At 35.5% G+C, this 14,178-nt stretch carries 14 protein-coding genes and 1 tRNA gene; 5 read left to right on the forward strand and 10 right to left on the reverse strand.

Annotated features, from left to right (window positions below; genetic code table 11):
* Positions 1 to 34: 34 nt before the first annotated feature.
* A complete protein-coding gene (locus tag B3P17_RS00225; protein WP_252637908.1) occupies positions 35 to 1,312 on the forward strand; it encodes a M64 family metallopeptidase in 1,278 nt (425 codons plus the stop codon).
* Between the two features lie 105 nt (positions 1,313 to 1,417).
* The gene (locus B3P17_RS00230; RefSeq protein ID WP_252637907.1) at positions 1,418 to 2,122 is read left to right on the forward strand and encodes a tetratricopeptide repeat protein; all 705 of its coding nucleotides are present in this window, start codon (positions 1,418 to 1,420) and stop codon (positions 2,120 to 2,122) included.
* A gap of 294 nt (positions 2,123 to 2,416) precedes the next feature.
* Here the strand turns inward: B3P17_RS00230 and ahcY are convergent, their stop codons facing one another.
* Both ahcY and B3P17_RS00240 read right to left on the reverse strand, forming a co-directional pair.
* A complete protein-coding gene (gene ahcY, locus B3P17_RS00235) occupies positions 2,417 to 3,835 on the reverse strand; it encodes an adenosylhomocysteinase (RefSeq protein WP_252637906.1) in 1,419 nt (472 codons plus the stop codon).
* Positions 3,836 to 3,850: 15 nt separating this feature from the next.
* Entirely contained in the window at positions 3,851 to 4,933 is a 1,083-nt protein-coding gene (locus B3P17_RS00240; protein WP_291102434.1) for a mannose-1-phosphate guanylyltransferase, read from the reverse strand.
* Between the two features lie 162 nt (positions 4,934 to 5,095).
* Between B3P17_RS00240 and B3P17_RS00245 the strand changes: the two genes are divergently transcribed.
* Positions 5,096 to 5,179 (forward strand) — tRNA-Leu (locus B3P17_RS00245).
* A gap of 385 nt (positions 5,180 to 5,564) precedes the next feature.
* Here B3P17_RS00245 and B3P17_RS00250 read toward each other — a convergent pair.
* Positions 5,565 to 5,876, reverse strand: coding sequence for a hypothetical protein (locus B3P17_RS00250; protein WP_291102437.1), 312 nt, complete (start codon positions 5,874 to 5,876; stop codon positions 5,565 to 5,567).
* 166 nt (positions 5,877 to 6,042) lie between these two features.
* Between B3P17_RS00250 and B3P17_RS00255 the strand changes: the two genes are divergently transcribed.
* A complete protein-coding gene (locus B3P17_RS00255) occupies positions 6,043 to 6,285 on the forward strand; it encodes a helix-turn-helix domain-containing protein (RefSeq protein ID WP_291102440.1) in 243 nt (80 codons plus the stop codon).
* Between the two features lie 90 nt (positions 6,286 to 6,375).
* Entirely contained in the window at positions 6,376 to 6,666 is a 291-nt protein-coding gene (locus tag B3P17_RS00260) for a helix-turn-helix domain-containing protein (RefSeq protein ID WP_291102443.1), read from the forward strand.
* A gap of 698 nt (positions 6,667 to 7,364) precedes the next feature.
* Here the strand turns inward: B3P17_RS00260 and B3P17_RS00265 are convergent.
* The 7 genes from B3P17_RS00265 to B3P17_RS00295 form a co-directional block, all read right to left on the reverse strand.
* Positions 7,365 to 8,021 carry a Fic family protein gene (locus B3P17_RS00265; protein ID WP_291102445.1) on the reverse strand — a complete coding sequence of 219 codons (657 nt, stop codon included), beginning with the start codon at positions 8,019 to 8,021 and terminating at the stop codon, positions 7,365 to 7,367.
* Between the two features lie 33 nt (positions 8,022 to 8,054).
* Positions 8,055 to 8,669 (reverse strand): antA/AntB antirepressor family protein, encoded by a 615-nt coding sequence (locus tag B3P17_RS00270; protein ID WP_291102448.1) that lies wholly within the window; start codon positions 8,667 to 8,669, stop codon positions 8,055 to 8,057.
* The gene (locus B3P17_RS00275; protein WP_291102451.1) at positions 8,653 to 10,062 is read right to left on the reverse strand and encodes a hypothetical protein; all 1,410 of its coding nucleotides are present in this window, start codon (positions 10,060 to 10,062) and stop codon (positions 8,653 to 8,655) included. The genes B3P17_RS00270 and B3P17_RS00275 overlap by 17 nt, the downstream gene beginning before the upstream one ends.
* A gap of 8 nt (positions 10,063 to 10,070) precedes the next feature.
* Entirely contained in the window at positions 10,071 to 10,370 is a 300-nt protein-coding gene (locus B3P17_RS00280; RefSeq protein ID WP_291102454.1) for a hypothetical protein, read from the reverse strand.
* On the reverse strand, positions 10,357 to 10,608 hold the full coding sequence (locus tag B3P17_RS00285) for a helix-turn-helix domain-containing protein (RefSeq protein WP_291102457.1): 252 nt from the start codon (positions 10,606 to 10,608) through the stop codon (positions 10,357 to 10,359). The genes B3P17_RS00280 and B3P17_RS00285 overlap by 14 nt, the downstream gene beginning before the upstream one ends.
* Positions 10,609 to 11,701: 1,093 nt before the next feature.
* Positions 11,702 to 12,943 (reverse strand): tyrosine-type recombinase/integrase, encoded by a 1,242-nt coding sequence (locus B3P17_RS00290; RefSeq protein WP_291102460.1) that lies wholly within the window; start codon positions 12,941 to 12,943, stop codon positions 11,702 to 11,704.
* Positions 12,944 to 13,228: 285 nt separating this feature from the next.
* Entirely contained in the window at positions 13,229 to 14,041 is an 813-nt protein-coding gene (locus B3P17_RS00295) for an AbiH family protein (RefSeq protein WP_252637904.1), read from the reverse strand.
* Positions 14,042 to 14,178 lie beyond the last annotated feature (137 nt).

Here is a 14,178-nt window from a genome sequence, read left to right on the forward strand (position 1 = left end):
TTTATCTTTGTTCTATTCTAAAACGAAGCTTTTCATGAAATATTTTCTGTTAACCCTATCACTTTTCCTTCTTGCACTGGGGGGATATTCTCAAAACTTTGAAGAATACTTTGAAAACAAAACGTTGCGTGTCGATTATATATTTACAGGAGACAATGTCTCTCAAACCGTTTCTCTCGAACAATTGAACCAATTGCCCCAATGGGCAGGACGCCGTCTCCATCTTGCAGAACTGGGAAGGCAAGGAAACGGGCAAATCAAAATGACGGATCATAGAACCGGAAAATGTATTTATCTTGAATCCTTCAGTTCGTTATTTCAGGAATGGCTGACTGTCCCGGAAGCTGCTACAGTAAGAAAAAGTTTCGAAAATACATTCTTATTACCATACCCAAAAGATAAGGTTGATATAGAGGTAAGTTTGCGAGAAAAAGACGGTTCGTACAAAACCGCTCTTAGGCATACTGTCACTCCTGACGATATCCTAATAAGGAAAAAAGGATTGAAAAATATCCCGGCTTATACCGTTATACATCAAGGTGGACCTGTAGATAAATGCCTCAATGTCGTTATTTTGGCAGAAGGTTATACGTCTTCTGAAATGGACAAATTTAGGCAAAATGCAAAAATGGCATGCGAACAGATTTTAGCACATAGCCCATTTAATCGTATGCAAGATAAGTTCAACTTTATTGCTGTAGAAACAGAATCGAAAGACTCTGGTGTAAGCGTTCCTCGTAAAGGCAAATGGAATGAAACGGCTTTTCATTCCCATTTCGATACCTTTTATTCTGATCGTTATCTGACTACTACGAATGTAAAGGATGTACACGATGCAATTGCAGGAATACCTTATGCTCATATCATTATATTAGCAAATACTGATGTATATGGCGGTGGTGGTATTTTTAATGCCTATACATTGACCACGACGGGGCATGCAGACTTCAAGCCTGTTGTTGTTCATGAATTTGGTCATAGCTTTGGTGGATTGGCCGATGAATACTACTATGAAAATGATACATTTAGCGATAGCTACCCTTTTGGTGTAGAACCTTGGGAACCAAATATAACAACGCTTGTTGATTTCAATGTGAAATGGAAAAGCTTATTGGTAAAAGACACTCCGATTCCTACTGATGCTAAGTTGGCAGATAAATATCCGATAGGGGTTTTTGAAGGAGGAGGCTATTCGTCCAAAGGGATATATCGTCCTGCTGTTGACTGTAGAATGAAGACAAATACTTGCAAAGATTTTTGTCCTGCATGTCAAAAGGCACTCGAACAACTCATTAAATTTTATACCGAATAAAAAAAATATAGTTAAGGATTTTATTTATAAGGATAAAACAGCTATTTTTGTCGCTGCTAAATTTGAAATAAACAGAATAATATAAATATTTATAACAGATTAAAAATGTCTAAAAAGAAACAAGCTGAATTGCGTGAAGAAAAAGACTGGGAACGTATTGGAACAGCAGTTGCAGAATCAGAACGTTTCATTGAAAAATACCAAAAACAATTACTAATAGGTATTGGTGCTATAGTTGTGGTCGTTAGTGCATTTCTTGCATACAACTATTTTATTGTAGGACCAAAAACTACCGAAGCTCAGGTGGCAATGTTCAGAGGTGAACAGTACTTCAGAGCCGGACAAGATTCATTAGCTGTTTTTGGAGATAAAAACGGATATGTAGGATTTGAGTCAATCATAAGTGATTATGGTTCTACTAAAGCCGGAAAACTGTCTAAACTATATGCCGGAATCTGTTATGCAAATATGGGTAACTACGAGAAAGGTCTTGAATACCTGAAAGACTATAGCGGTAGTGATAAAATAATATCACAACTGGCGAATGGTGCAATCGGCGACTGCTTGGATAACCTGGGAAAATCAGATGAGGCTGTTTCATATTATATCAAGGCTGCTAAAGGTGTAGATAATGCTTCTCAAAGCCCTATGTTATACAAAAAAGCAGGTCTTATATATCGTAATCAAGGAAATTACGATAAAGTAATTGAGGTGTTTTCAATTATAAAGAATCAATATATGAATTCTCCTTTAGCTATTGAAGCAGACAAATATATTGATGAAGCTAATATATTGAAAGGACAGAAATAATAGATCTTTATTATATATTATACAAAAGAGTTCCGCTAGACAGCGGAACTCTTTTTGTTTATATTACTTTTCTAAATAACAATTATCTAATTAAAAGTGATCTTTGAAATAAAAGTAAGATTAAGAGTGGTAATCAGAAACTAAAAAAGGTGACATAAAGAACAGATTGGAACCTGTCACTTTTGTCACCTTTGTCACTTTTTGAATAAGGAAGCGAGCGCTAATACCGTATCACATATTGCAAAAAAAAACGGGCTTTATGGTTAAAGCCCGTTTATATTGATAGATGATATCTTAGTATCTGTAATGTTCAGGTTTGTACGGACCTTCTACAGGAACCCCAAGATATTCGGCTTGTGCCTCAGTCAGCTTGGTCAACTTCACTCCAATTTGTTCAAGGTGTAGGCGTGCAACTTCTTCATCCAAATGTTTCGGCAAACGATAAACGTTTACTTCATAGTCGCGTACCCATAGCTCCAATTGAGCTAAGGTCTGGTTTGTGAATGAGTTACTCATCACGAATGAAGGGTGACCGGTGGCACAACCTAAATTCACTAAACGACCTTCGGCTAAAAGGAATATAGAATGCTCATCAGGGAATGTATATTTATCTACCTGCGGCTTAATGTTTACATGCTTAATGCTAGGGTAGTTTACAAGCTTGTCCACCTGGATTTCATTGTCAAAGTGTCCTATGTTACATACTATAGCCTGATCTTTCATGCGAGACATGTGCTCTATAGTTATAATATCCTTGTTGCCTGTTGTTGTAACAAAGATATTCCCTTCTTTCACGGCCTCTTCCATCGTTGTCACTTCAAAGCCTTCCATTGCTGCCTGCAAGGCGCATATCGGGTCTATCTCAGTGACTATGACACGAGCTCCGTACGAACGCATAGAGTGAGCACAGCCCTTGCCTACATCTCCATATCCTGCAACAACCACTACCTTACCGGCAATCATCACGTCGGTAGCTCTCTTGATACCATCGGCTAATGATTCGCGACAACCATAGAGGTTATCAAACTTAGACTTGGTTACCGAGTCGTTTACATTAATAGCCGGAACAAGTAGTTCGCCTCGCTCCATCATTTGATACAACCTGTGTACGCCTGTTGTTGTCTCTTCGGATACTCCTTTCCAATCGGCAACTGTGCGGTGCCAGCGATTGTTGTCATCCTTAAGAATACGAGACAGGGTGTCGAGTATTACTTGCTCTTCGTGGCTCGAAGCTTTTTTATTCAGAAAGTCAGCATTTTCTTCGGCTTTATATCCCCAGTGGATAAGCAGTGTAGCATCGCCGCCATCGTCTACTATCAGGTTTGGGCCTTTCCCTTCAGGGAAAGCTAAGGCTTGCTCTGTACACCACCAATATTCTTCAAGGGTTTCTCCCTTCCATGCAAATACGGGTATCCCGGCTGCTGCAATAGCTGCTGCCGCATGGTCTTGGGTAGAGAAAATATTGCAACTAGCCCAACGTATATCGGCTCCTAATTCTTTCAGGGTTTCGATAAGTACTGCTGTCTGCACGGTCATGTGTAACGAACCCATGATACGAGCACCTTTCAGCGGTTTTGTTGCTCCATATTTCTTGCGAAGTGCCATTAATCCCGGCATTTCATGCTCTGCTATTTCTATTTCTTTTCTCCCAAAGTCTGCCAGATTGATATCTGCTACAAGGTATGGAAGGTTTGGCAAAAGTTCTTTTGACATATATTTATTTGATTGTTATATATATTTTTCTCCGTATTTTAGTTTTACGTCAGCGACGAACTGCTTGATACGCTGTTCTTCCGACTTCTTGCAAATCAGCAGCACGCCGTCGGCTTCGGCTACAATATAGCCCTCTAAGCCTTGTATAACCGCTAATTTGCCGGCAGGCAATGTCACAACATTTTCGGCACTATCAAAAAATATAGTGTTGGCAATGAGCGACGCATTGGCATCATTATCTTTTTCCGATATTTCGTAAAGTGATCCCCAAGTTCCTAAATCAGACCATCCGAAATCTGCTGCCTGTACATATACATTTGTAGCTTTTTCCATTATGCCATAATCTATTGATATATTCGGGCAAAATGGAAAATTCTCATCAATGAAGGCTTTTTCTTTTTCTGTGCCAAAGGCATCGATACCACGGTCGAAACGAGAAGTTATCTCAGGAAGATATTCACGAAGTGCGCTTAAGATGGTTTTGTTATTCCAGATAAAGATACCTGAATTCCACAGGAACTCTCCGCTTTCGAAGAAGACCTTGGCCAGCTCCAAATTAGGTTTTTCGGTAAAGACTTTTACCTTATTCACTCCGTCCAGTTTCTCTTCGCTCATTTGTATGTATCCATAGCCTGTTTCGGGGCGACTAGGCTTAATGCCGAGTGTCAATAACGTATTGTGTTTAGATACAAACTTATAAGCGTTCTGAATAATAGAAAGGAATTCATCCTCTTTCAGAATCAAGTGATCGGAAGGAGCAACTACAATATTTGCTTCAGGATTAAAAGAGTTGATATGGTAAGTCGCAAAAGCAATACATGGGGCTGTATTGCGTCGCATTGGCTCTAACAATATCTGATTGGGTTTCAACTCAGGCAGTTCTTCTTGTACCATCTGAGCGTATTCATAATTGGTGACTATAAATATGTTCTCAAGAGGAAGGATTCTTTTAAACCGGTCTACAGTCATCTGCAAAAGAGAACGTCCTGTTCCAAAGAAATCAAGGAACTGCTTTGGACGGGCTTCGCGGCTAAAGGGCCAAAAACGGCTGCCAATGCCACCACCCATGATCACGCAATAATTGTTCTTGTTATCCATGTTTGTTTTAAAAATTTATACAAAGTTATATCATACTAATATACAAACAAAACGATTAGGGACAATAGCGAAATAAAATTATACGATTCTTTTTCAAAAAAGTTATACTTGATCTTTTGATATATGAAAAATATGTGTACTTTTGCACCGCACTAGGCACAAGCCCAGATGGCGGAATTGGTAGACGCGCTGGTCTCAAACACCAGTGGATTCACTTCCATGCCGGTTCGATCCCGGCTCTGGGTACTAAGCAAGCCTCATAATCGATTGATTTTGAGGCTTGTTTATTTTTTAAAAGTGTACTAAAAGTGTACTACCTGACAGATAAACAGCTTTTAATGCTACTTAAAACATTTTACACTTAAATGGGTATTAACATCTATCCCATTCTTAAATAACACTCCTTGCAAATAGCCTATCATTTCTCGTAAGCGATTTATTTCTTTATTTTTCGATTCAATCTCTAAAGCTCTTTGCTCTTTGAGCTCGTAATATAAAGATGAAATAGTTATTGCACTTTGGGGCATACTTATGGGCCCATTATTATTCACTGTGCTTGCATTCCTTATCTCTATTGACATGATCTATTATTTTATGATTCCTAAATGTGTTCAAAACTAAGAAGGTACTTTTAATCTCCATAATAACGCCTTTCACTGTAATAGTTAGTCATTGTATATGTATGTAAATCCATTCCGCTTGCTTCAAATCTTATTCTTTCCGCTTCGTTATCTGCCATTCTCTTTGCCTCTGCCTGAGCTTTCCACATTGCCCGGATCGCTTCGTTTCTAGCCTCAACCTCTGTATTTATGATAGCTTGCTTTGCATTGTTCCATGCTAGTGACAAAGACCGGGAGAAAGACCATCCAAATGATTTATTGGATTTATAGAAACTATGTGCATTTCTCATTATCTCCGACTTGTTATATTTGCTTACTTTCATATTTATGATGTTTTATGTTATTATTATACTACAAATATAACCTTTAATATCATTTAAAGAAAATATTATCACACCAAAAATGATATTTAATGTTATTTATTTTTACTATTTATAACTTTTGGTACATATTTCATTATATTTGCATATAACTTTTAATATCATAAGTATGTTACAGATTAAAGAAATAGTAAAAAGAAAAGGTATAACTATAACTCAGTTAGCCGATATGATGGGAATTAAACAAGAAAGCTTATCCAGAACTATTAACGGAAATCCCACAATAGACACTTTACAAAAGATTGCAGACGCTTTAGGTGTGCATCTGGTAGAATTATTTGAACAACCGGCAAACAACGCCCTATCATGTCCTAAATGCGGTGCGAAGTTGAGGCTAACAGTTGAGGAGTAATAACATACAATATATACTTATCGAATATAATAAGGGGCAAATAATACGTTCCTTATTTTTTATTAAGCAGAATTTTGCGTATTTAAAATTATGAGTGAAATAATTGTAGTCAGTAAAGATGAGTTTATCAGTTTGTTTGATAGGCTATTTGATAGGATCGATCAGCTAGAAAACCAGATACACAATATAAATCAAATGGAAATCCATTTTTCGAGGAGGCAGGCTGCAAACTACTTAAACATTAGCCAAAGGACTTTAGATAGTTGCACAAAGAACGGAGAAATAAAATATTCTAAAATAAAGTCGAAAGTTGTTTTCAGAAAATCGGAACTAGATCGTTATCTAACGAAGAAAGAAACTAGGATACGCAAATTTCTATAATTGTGTTCTTCTTTTTATCTTTAAAGTATAATTTTTGATATATGACAAAGCCGGATCGGGTATCAATAAGGTTAGATGCTAATATGATGTTAGAGATAAGAGAATTAAGCACAATCTACAAAGTGCCTGTTTCTGTTATTGTCAGGATGCTAATAGTAAAAGCATTGAATGAAATTTCATGCCATAATTAATTATTTAGAATTATTCTAAATTACAAAATTACTACAATAGTGTCGGTAAAGAAAAGAATAGAGCTTGCTGAGATTTTAGCGGCCTTAACTCTTTAACAATTCCAAATTTTGAAAATTTCCCCGTGTGTGTAAAGCCGTCTGGGGTGAGGTTTCGGAGGTCTCTTTTGGCAAAAAAACACCCCATATCCCTTGCTGTTGATTGTAAATACAACTATGTCCATAAGGTGCACCCCCTCAAAAAGCCCATCTAATCCAACATTACAGCGCAAATAGTTGTAAATGCAACCAATAAAAAGTGCTAAAAATGAATGAAACTTGATATAAAACATGATGTTTTCGATTAAAATCAGCACATTTTTAGCTCTTTTTGACCTCATCTATCAGCTAATACAAGAAGATTGCAGCCAGTATATATTTGCCTGCAATCTTCTTATATCCCTGCCACTACTTTCCCTTAACGCTTGATTAAAAGCGTACCTTTTTATTACAGCCTTTTTCAGAACCGGACTATAACTGATAAATGTTATTATATCGATATTTTTCTACAGTCAAGGCGATCAACTCTTTTTCAGCAACCCATAAATAGAAATATGACGGATCCTCTTTAGCTCGAGATTCTTCTATGGCTTGATCATAGACCCGTTTCTCTTCTTTCAATGGAGATATTGGAGCAAATCCGGTTTTTATCAAACACATATTCATTAGGAATCGGGACGTACGGCCGTTGCCATCGTTAAAAGGATGAATAAATACTAATCCAAAGTGTAGATATGCAGCACAGATAACAGGATGTATACCTTTCTTTAGCTTGTCATTGTAATTCGTGATAAAGCTATTTACCAGTGATGGTATTTTCGATGCTTCAGGTAATGGATAACTATTTTTGTCGCGTATTCTGATATCGCTTGTTCGATATTGCCCAGGGTCTTTTATGTCATAAATTTGAAATCCGGAACACTGATAGTGATATTCTTTTATCAGATCCTCAGAAATATTTAAAACGCCTCTATCGTCTTTAGAAGTCTCAATATTGATCGTACCCCGGTGATCATTGATTTCAAAAGTGTAATTATTGGGACGTGAAGAATCTACTTCTATTTTGAGCTTTTCAATTTGTAATATGAGTGAGATCAACCGATCTTTCTTATTAGGAATTATATTCATATCTTTGATTTTATTTATATATAAAAATGACTGTTAGAACCGCGGCCGCTTAAAGAACTCTCTAAACACATCCTCTAAAATATACTCAGGATAAGTATTTACAAGCCCGTAGCGGCTATCTCTAATATTTCCGATAGACAAGCCCATCTCTTTACATTTCTTTGTTGCTATCCGACCTAAAGCATTTGCCTCATTCAGACATATACGCTTATTACATAGTCGGGCATATCCCATTATGGAGTAATCTGACACACAACTACTAACCGTCAATGACTCTAAGCGATGTAATCTATCTGTCAGTTCCTGAATCTTAGCAGATGATATTTGCGGCGTGATTGCTTCCTGAGCGATCCGCTCCACTTCCAGAAAATAGTTTCGCATATCTTCACCCCTTTGCGTCCGGGCCTGCATACATAGTTTCTTTGCAAAGTCGAGGGTGAGAATATAGTCTTTAGTCTTATTACCGTTCAACATCAGGTTGAACCCTATCCAGTCAATACCCTCAACGGCATAAGGGTTTCTCTCTATATTTTTTAACGCCCATCTATTCCATGCGGCCGCCGCCAGACCTAGACCTACATACATTTCTTTTGCAGATACAGCCTTTTTGCCATCTGCATTTGTTTGAATCTTAATTATTTCTTTCATGACTTATTTTATTTTTTATTGTTCTCAAATATTCTTTTGCCTGATCCCCAGTTATTTTATGAGATGGAGAATCTAGCACCTCAACAGATTTAACCTTGTCTAGCCATTCCCGAGTAACACACAGCTCACCAGTAGCCAGGATATCACTATATTCGTTTCCGTTATCTACATAGGTAATCCGTAGCATTGAATCTTTTTCCATAGCTCTTTTAATTTTTCGTTTAATAGTTAATCGTCTGTTACTATCTTTATTCCTACACATCCGGGCATCTTTCCCGTACAACCGCTCAGAACAAAAGCGACTACCTTGTTTTTGACCTACTAAAAGACGGCCGCAAACGACACAGTTACAGATAGAGTTTTTAACCTCAATTTTTCTGTCTTTTTTCTTTCGCTTTTGAACGTCCCCGGAGGTGACGTTTTCCAACATATATTCAAGATTGGAAATTGTCGCCTGTTTTTTTGCTTGCAGTGATTTTAAATGTTGTGGAAAATGTCGCCTATTTTTCTGCTTGAATTTCGCCAGATCGAACCATTTATTTATAATCCGTTTTGACAGAAATTCCCTCCAGTCGATACAACCATACTTCTTGATTAATTCAGCAAGTTTTTTCCGTGCCTTATAGTAGTTATTCCGGTTGAGGTTTTCCCAGTACCGGGGATTACTATATTGCTGCCATGCTAATAATTTGCTTTCTGATAGGCTTTGCGGCTTAAATGAATAGTCAAAGAATATGACCTCATCCAATCGCTCCAGTAATAAACAAACTAAAAAGGCGACTTTTTCCGTGTTTTTAAGATCAACTAATGTAAATATGTCAAACGCCTGTAACATCCTTTGCCGATGCAATCTGACTTCATAGCGGAGTATATATTTATCCTTTATCTTACATTGATAGCCTTTGTCATATAATTTTATAGAGTAATCAGTATGTACACAGATAACACCTATTCTCTTATCCCGGGCATCCATTCTTTCAAAAGGTTTTCCTTTGTGGCAAATGGCTTTCTTAAATATAATTTCGGGACTGTAATCAAGCTCTATATTAACTCCAATTTCTAAGCTATGAATAAAAGCCTCATCTAAATTGATATTATAATTAGCTGATAGACTGTCAAGCGTTTTACAAATATCCGGATGTGTAAAATCATTATGATTGCTTCCGTCAATATCCCAGTGCTTATGTAAACTGCCGGTGAAAGAGCATGACAGGGCATTCTTCCTTTCATTTGGTGAGAGGACAAAGCGCAAATCTTTTGCCTTTGCCTCTCTCCTTTGAGTAAGCAATTCGCCGGTCCTTTCCGATACTAAAAGCCCAAAATCTAAGAGAGGGTTATTTAGCCACAAATCAGCACTTAAACCGACACAGGAACATTTAACGCCGTCAATCATAGGAATAGTTAATCAATCAGGTAGCTTAAAGCTGACTCTAAGCAATACTCTACAAGGTTGAAACTATCCTTATATGGCATATATCCTAGTATAGACAGTTTCAAAGCATCACAGGATATGGAGGCAAAAACAATTATAACTTTTGTTATCAGATTACCGTTATCATCAATCTTTTGTAAATCTTTGAGATTATAGGTAATGTTTTTTGCTACCTTGATATTATTCTCATCATTAGAGACAGGCATGCCGGCCAATCGGTCAATACAAGTCATTAGTATAGATATCTCTTTACTCTTATTTGCTGACATGAGCGCCCCCTTTCTTGTTTCCCATGCAATAGGCCTGCGCCGTTTCCTCTATCTCTGATTGAGGGGTGATACGGTTTGAGAGTAACCAGTTGTCTAAATCTTCTTTTTTGAAATAAATAAGTTTGCCACTAGGTTTATAAAAACAAATGATTCTTTTTGCAGTCATTTTATAGAGCATACTTTTTGAAAAACCTAAATACTTTGCTGCCTCATCAAAATTTAAAATTTCTTTTTCCATTTTATGAAAATTTGAATTTATACAATGAAGCTGCGCGCCGCTTCCAATCTTGTTATAACATGACAAAATTGGCGAGTATTTGAGTAGAAAAGAATAGAGAGGTATTTATCTAAACTTTATATAAATGATTTAATATAAAAAAAGAGTAAACCTATATAAGCCTACTCTATAATTTATCTAACAAGGTAATATTCTTTATTTTAAACCTATCTTTATCAAAAGATTATCTATTTGCTCATGATTTTTAGGAAGATTATTTTTATTATTGTAGTAGCCTGTTTTCACTTGTGATGGGTTTTTAATATTAAATTCGTAAGCAACTCTCCAATCTGTATTACCTCCATTCGTGAATAATTCACTAATCAAATATACAAATAGGCCGATTTTGCCTTTAAATACATTAAGTTTACTATAATCGAGTGNNTTGAAAGCATATAAGAAATAATCCTCTTTTGTTGTAGGGGATATGATATTTAAATTTTTCAATTCTTCACACAAGGCCAATAGGGTATCAATGCTGAAAATTTTGGTTACATTTAAAATAGGTTGAGTATTCTTATTTTGTATTATTCCACCAGTAACTTTATACCAAACATTTAACCCGGCTTTCAACTGAATATCAAATATATCAAGATTATGAGATTGAGCAAGTTTGTCTAATTCTTGAATAAATAAAGATAATTCCTCCCAACAAAGCACAATATACAAAGCACAAATGTTATTCTCATCAATATTACCATTGATATAATTATTTATGCAGTTATGGGAGGCCTTTATTCTGTCTGCGGTCATTGTCAGCCCCCTATTTTGCTCATGCTGATTATCTAATGTAATATTAAGATACTTACTATACTTAAATCCATTCAGAATATTCAATAAAAAAAGTTCTTTATTTGATTGAGGGTAAAGGTATAATTTCTCATTTATTTCATTCGAGAGCTCAATGTATTCATTGAAAGAATTTAATTCAGTGTATTTGTTTCTTACTATATTCTCAAAATTAGGGTTATTTTCTCCGGCCAGTAATGCGGCTGCATTATTTATAGCTGAAAACAGATTGGTAAAATGAGTTAATACTTGTCTGTTCATATCTTTATAGTTTTAATTCCGGCAAACTGTTTATTGCGGCTTGTTTAAGACTATCCACTGCCCGGGTGTACTTTTCTGTATGTTTTAATCCCGAATGCCCCAAAAGGCTTGATACTGTTTTTATATTTGCTCCATTGTTGAGGATATTTACCGCGAATGAATGCCGGGCACAATGCCATGTAATATGCTTATCAATGTCGGCTCGAGCAGTCCATCGCCGCAAAGCCTTTAAACACATTGTACTACTAGGCAATTCAAATATAACTCTGTCTATCAGATTACCGGCCTCATCCCGAGGCTGATTTCCTATCAGGGAAAGTAAGCCATCATTAAGAGGGATCATTACACCGCTATTGACGCTTTTCTTTTTGGTTTTAGCTTGCTCAAATTTCAATATCTTATTTGAATAATCGACATTACTATACCTCATCTCTACAACATCACAAAAACGAGTACCGGTATAAAGACTAAAGATAAACGCACGCCGGATATGATCGTTTTGTCCCTGATAGGTAGTTGCTATTAGCTTTTCCATTTCTGCAAGGCTTAATATGTCTTTTCTCAATATGTTTTCATCTACCTTGCAAACAACTCCCTTACATGGGTTTTTAGCTATTATACTTTTTTCCTCAGCATATTTTATAACCTTTTTGAATCGCTGATAATACCCCTTTGCTCCCTCACCGGTGCTTTTACTTTCCAGATATTCAACAAAGGCCTCTATCATTTCTTTGTTTATTTGTTCTGGCTTTAATGTAGTAGCATAGATCGGATATTCAATTTTGAGGAAATCTTTAAACCGGATAAAGGCCCCAGTTATCATTCTAATATCTTTTTTCGTATAACTGTCTATATAGGATTGATAAAAATCTAAGAAATTCATCTTTTTAGCTGCAATAACACGTTTCCCGGTTTTGTCCGCTTTAAATTCCTGTTCTCTCTCCAGTCTTATTTCTTTGGCTATTTCCAGTATCTTTTTATTGTTTTCTCTTTCAATGGGTGTACGTGGATTTTTGACAAGATATAAGTTGAGGTGTTCTTTTCGTCTATTATGCTTTACCTGATACTTTGGCTTTCCTCTCATCGCTCCACTGGTATATAATACCTGATCCCCTGTTTGTTCATCTATTACCGGAATTTGTATTCTGCCTAGATAATATTCAAGATACAGGCTTATTCTCCCGTCAGAAAGTGTACTTTGTTGTAATTTGGGGTTATCTTTAGCTTTTACCTCCAGTTTTGCCATGATGCTTTATTCTTTTTGTGGCTTTTGTTTTCCTTTGTTTCTACAAATATAAATATTGTTTTTTCAGAAAGTGTACTAAAAGTGTACTAAACATAAAAATATCGGCAAAAGTGTACTAACAAGAGAAAATAGGCATTCGTGTAAGATATTGATTATTATAGATATTATATAGTTTTATTTTCTCTTATTTTCACGGTTGTGTATTGGCTCTGGGTACTAAGAAAGTCTGATAGAGAAATCTGTCGCGCTTTTTGTTATATTCCTTTATTAAAAAATAAAGATATTCTATTTTGATAAATCAATCATCTTAAAGTTTTGATGGGTTCTCAAGTATTGGATTCTATTAACGGTTAAACTATCTAATTGTTTAAAAATATCATACATACCTTCTTCCTTATAATAAGATATAGCTATATTTTTTCTGACAGAATGCGAATGACATGCATTCCCAAAAAAATCATCAAAATAATGATGGTCAGTTTCGCCTAAAGAATACCCTAAAAATATTATGTTATTTGCATTAGATAGTATTTGATTAACATCACATATTTCATTCCAGATACAAGTTGATTTTTTAAGAAAGACGTCATTTTTATTAATTCTTGCATTGTCTTCTACGCCAAAAACAATTTGGTTATTTTTAGCAGTACCATGCACCTTGAAAACTTTATGTTTTAAGTTTTTCTGATGTGTAATATATTCAAGACTTAATGTGTAATTAAAATTGAAAATTAATAATCTTTCAAATTTTTCTGTAAGAAATCTATAGGCTTGTGATGTCTTATCTATATATGACATATCTATGCTATTCAAGTAGTCACATAAAGATTTACGTAAAGATTGATATTCTTGTTTGAATAAATTTCTATTTGAGTTCGTATAGACTTCATTAGAGTAGTTTTTTAATTCATTCTCAATATCTATCCAATTATTTAAATCATGTTGGTTTTTGAGATATAAGCAAAGTTGATTATTTTCAGCTAATAATTTGCAGAAGAAATCACTCGAAATAAAATCACAATAGCCTGTTTTTAATCCTAAATTTAAATCAAATCCATTTCCCGTTATCAAAACTGCATCATATTCATTGTTAGGCATATATTAGTGTGTTTTTTAGATTGATTCTCAAATTTGGCTATAATACAAATAAATTTTTTATGATTTTAGGAATCCTTCCCTTCTTAACTCATAAATCAAGTCTAAATCTTCAATAAATTCAATCTTTGTGTTTTTCA

Origin of the sequence: Dysgonomonas sp. UBA7630 (genome assembly GCF_002483985.1) — a bacterium.
In the GTDB taxonomy this organism is placed as follows: Bacteria; Bacteroidota; Bacteroidia; order Bacteroidales; family Dysgonomonadaceae; genus Dysgonomonas.

What these genes read in the sequence shown, in the direction of transcription:
- B3P17_RS00295 (WP_252637904.1), bottom strand. Translation starts at nt 14,041, where the DNA reads ATGCCTAACAATGAATATGATGCAGTTTTGATAACGGGAAATGGATTT.
- B3P17_RS00240 (WP_291102434.1), bottom strand. Translation starts at nt 4,933, where the DNA reads ATGGATAACAAGAACAATTATTGCGTGATCATGGGTGGTGGCATTGGC.
- B3P17_RS00230 (WP_252637907.1), top strand. Translation starts at nt 1,418, where the DNA reads ATGTCTAAAAAGAAACAAGCTGAATTGCGTGAAGAAAAAGACTGGGAA.
- B3P17_RS00280 (WP_291102454.1), bottom strand. Translation starts at nt 10,370, where the DNA reads ATGTCAGCAAATAAGAGTAAAGAGATATCTATACTAATGACTTGTATT.
- B3P17_RS00270 (WP_291102448.1), bottom strand. Translation starts at nt 8,669, where the DNA reads ATGAAAGAAATAATTAAGATTCAAACAAATGCAGATGGCAAAAAGGCT.
- B3P17_RS00260 (WP_291102443.1), top strand. Translation starts at nt 6,376, where the DNA reads ATGAGTGAAATAATTGTAGTCAGTAAAGATGAGTTTATCAGTTTGTTT.
- ahcY (WP_252637906.1), bottom strand. Translation starts at nt 3,835, where the DNA reads ATGTCAAAAGAACTTTTGCCAAACCTTCCATACCTTGTAGCAGATATC.
- B3P17_RS00285 (WP_291102457.1), bottom strand. Translation starts at nt 10,608, where the DNA reads ATGGAAAAAGAAATTTTAAATTTTGATGAGGCAGCAAAGTATTTAGGT.
- B3P17_RS00255 (WP_291102440.1), top strand. Translation starts at nt 6,043, where the DNA reads ATGTTACAGATTAAAGAAATAGTAAAAAGAAAAGGTATAACTATAACT.
- B3P17_RS00250 (WP_291102437.1), bottom strand. Translation starts at nt 5,876, where the DNA reads ATGAAAGTAAGCAAATATAACAAGTCGGAGATAATGAGAAATGCACAT.
- B3P17_RS00290 (WP_291102460.1), bottom strand. Translation starts at nt 12,943, where the DNA reads ATGGCAAAACTGGAGGTAAAAGCTAAAGATAACCCCAAATTACAACAA.
- B3P17_RS00275 (WP_291102451.1), bottom strand. Translation starts at nt 10,062, where the DNA reads ATGATTGACGGCGTTAAATGTTCCTGTGTCGGTTTAAGTGCTGATTTG.
- B3P17_RS00225 (WP_252637908.1), top strand. Translation starts at nt 35, where the DNA reads ATGAAATATTTTCTGTTAACCCTATCACTTTTCCTTCTTGCACTGGGG.
- B3P17_RS00265 (WP_291102445.1), bottom strand. Translation starts at nt 8,021, where the DNA reads ATGAATATAATTCCTAATAAGAAAGATCGGTTGATCTCACTCATATTA.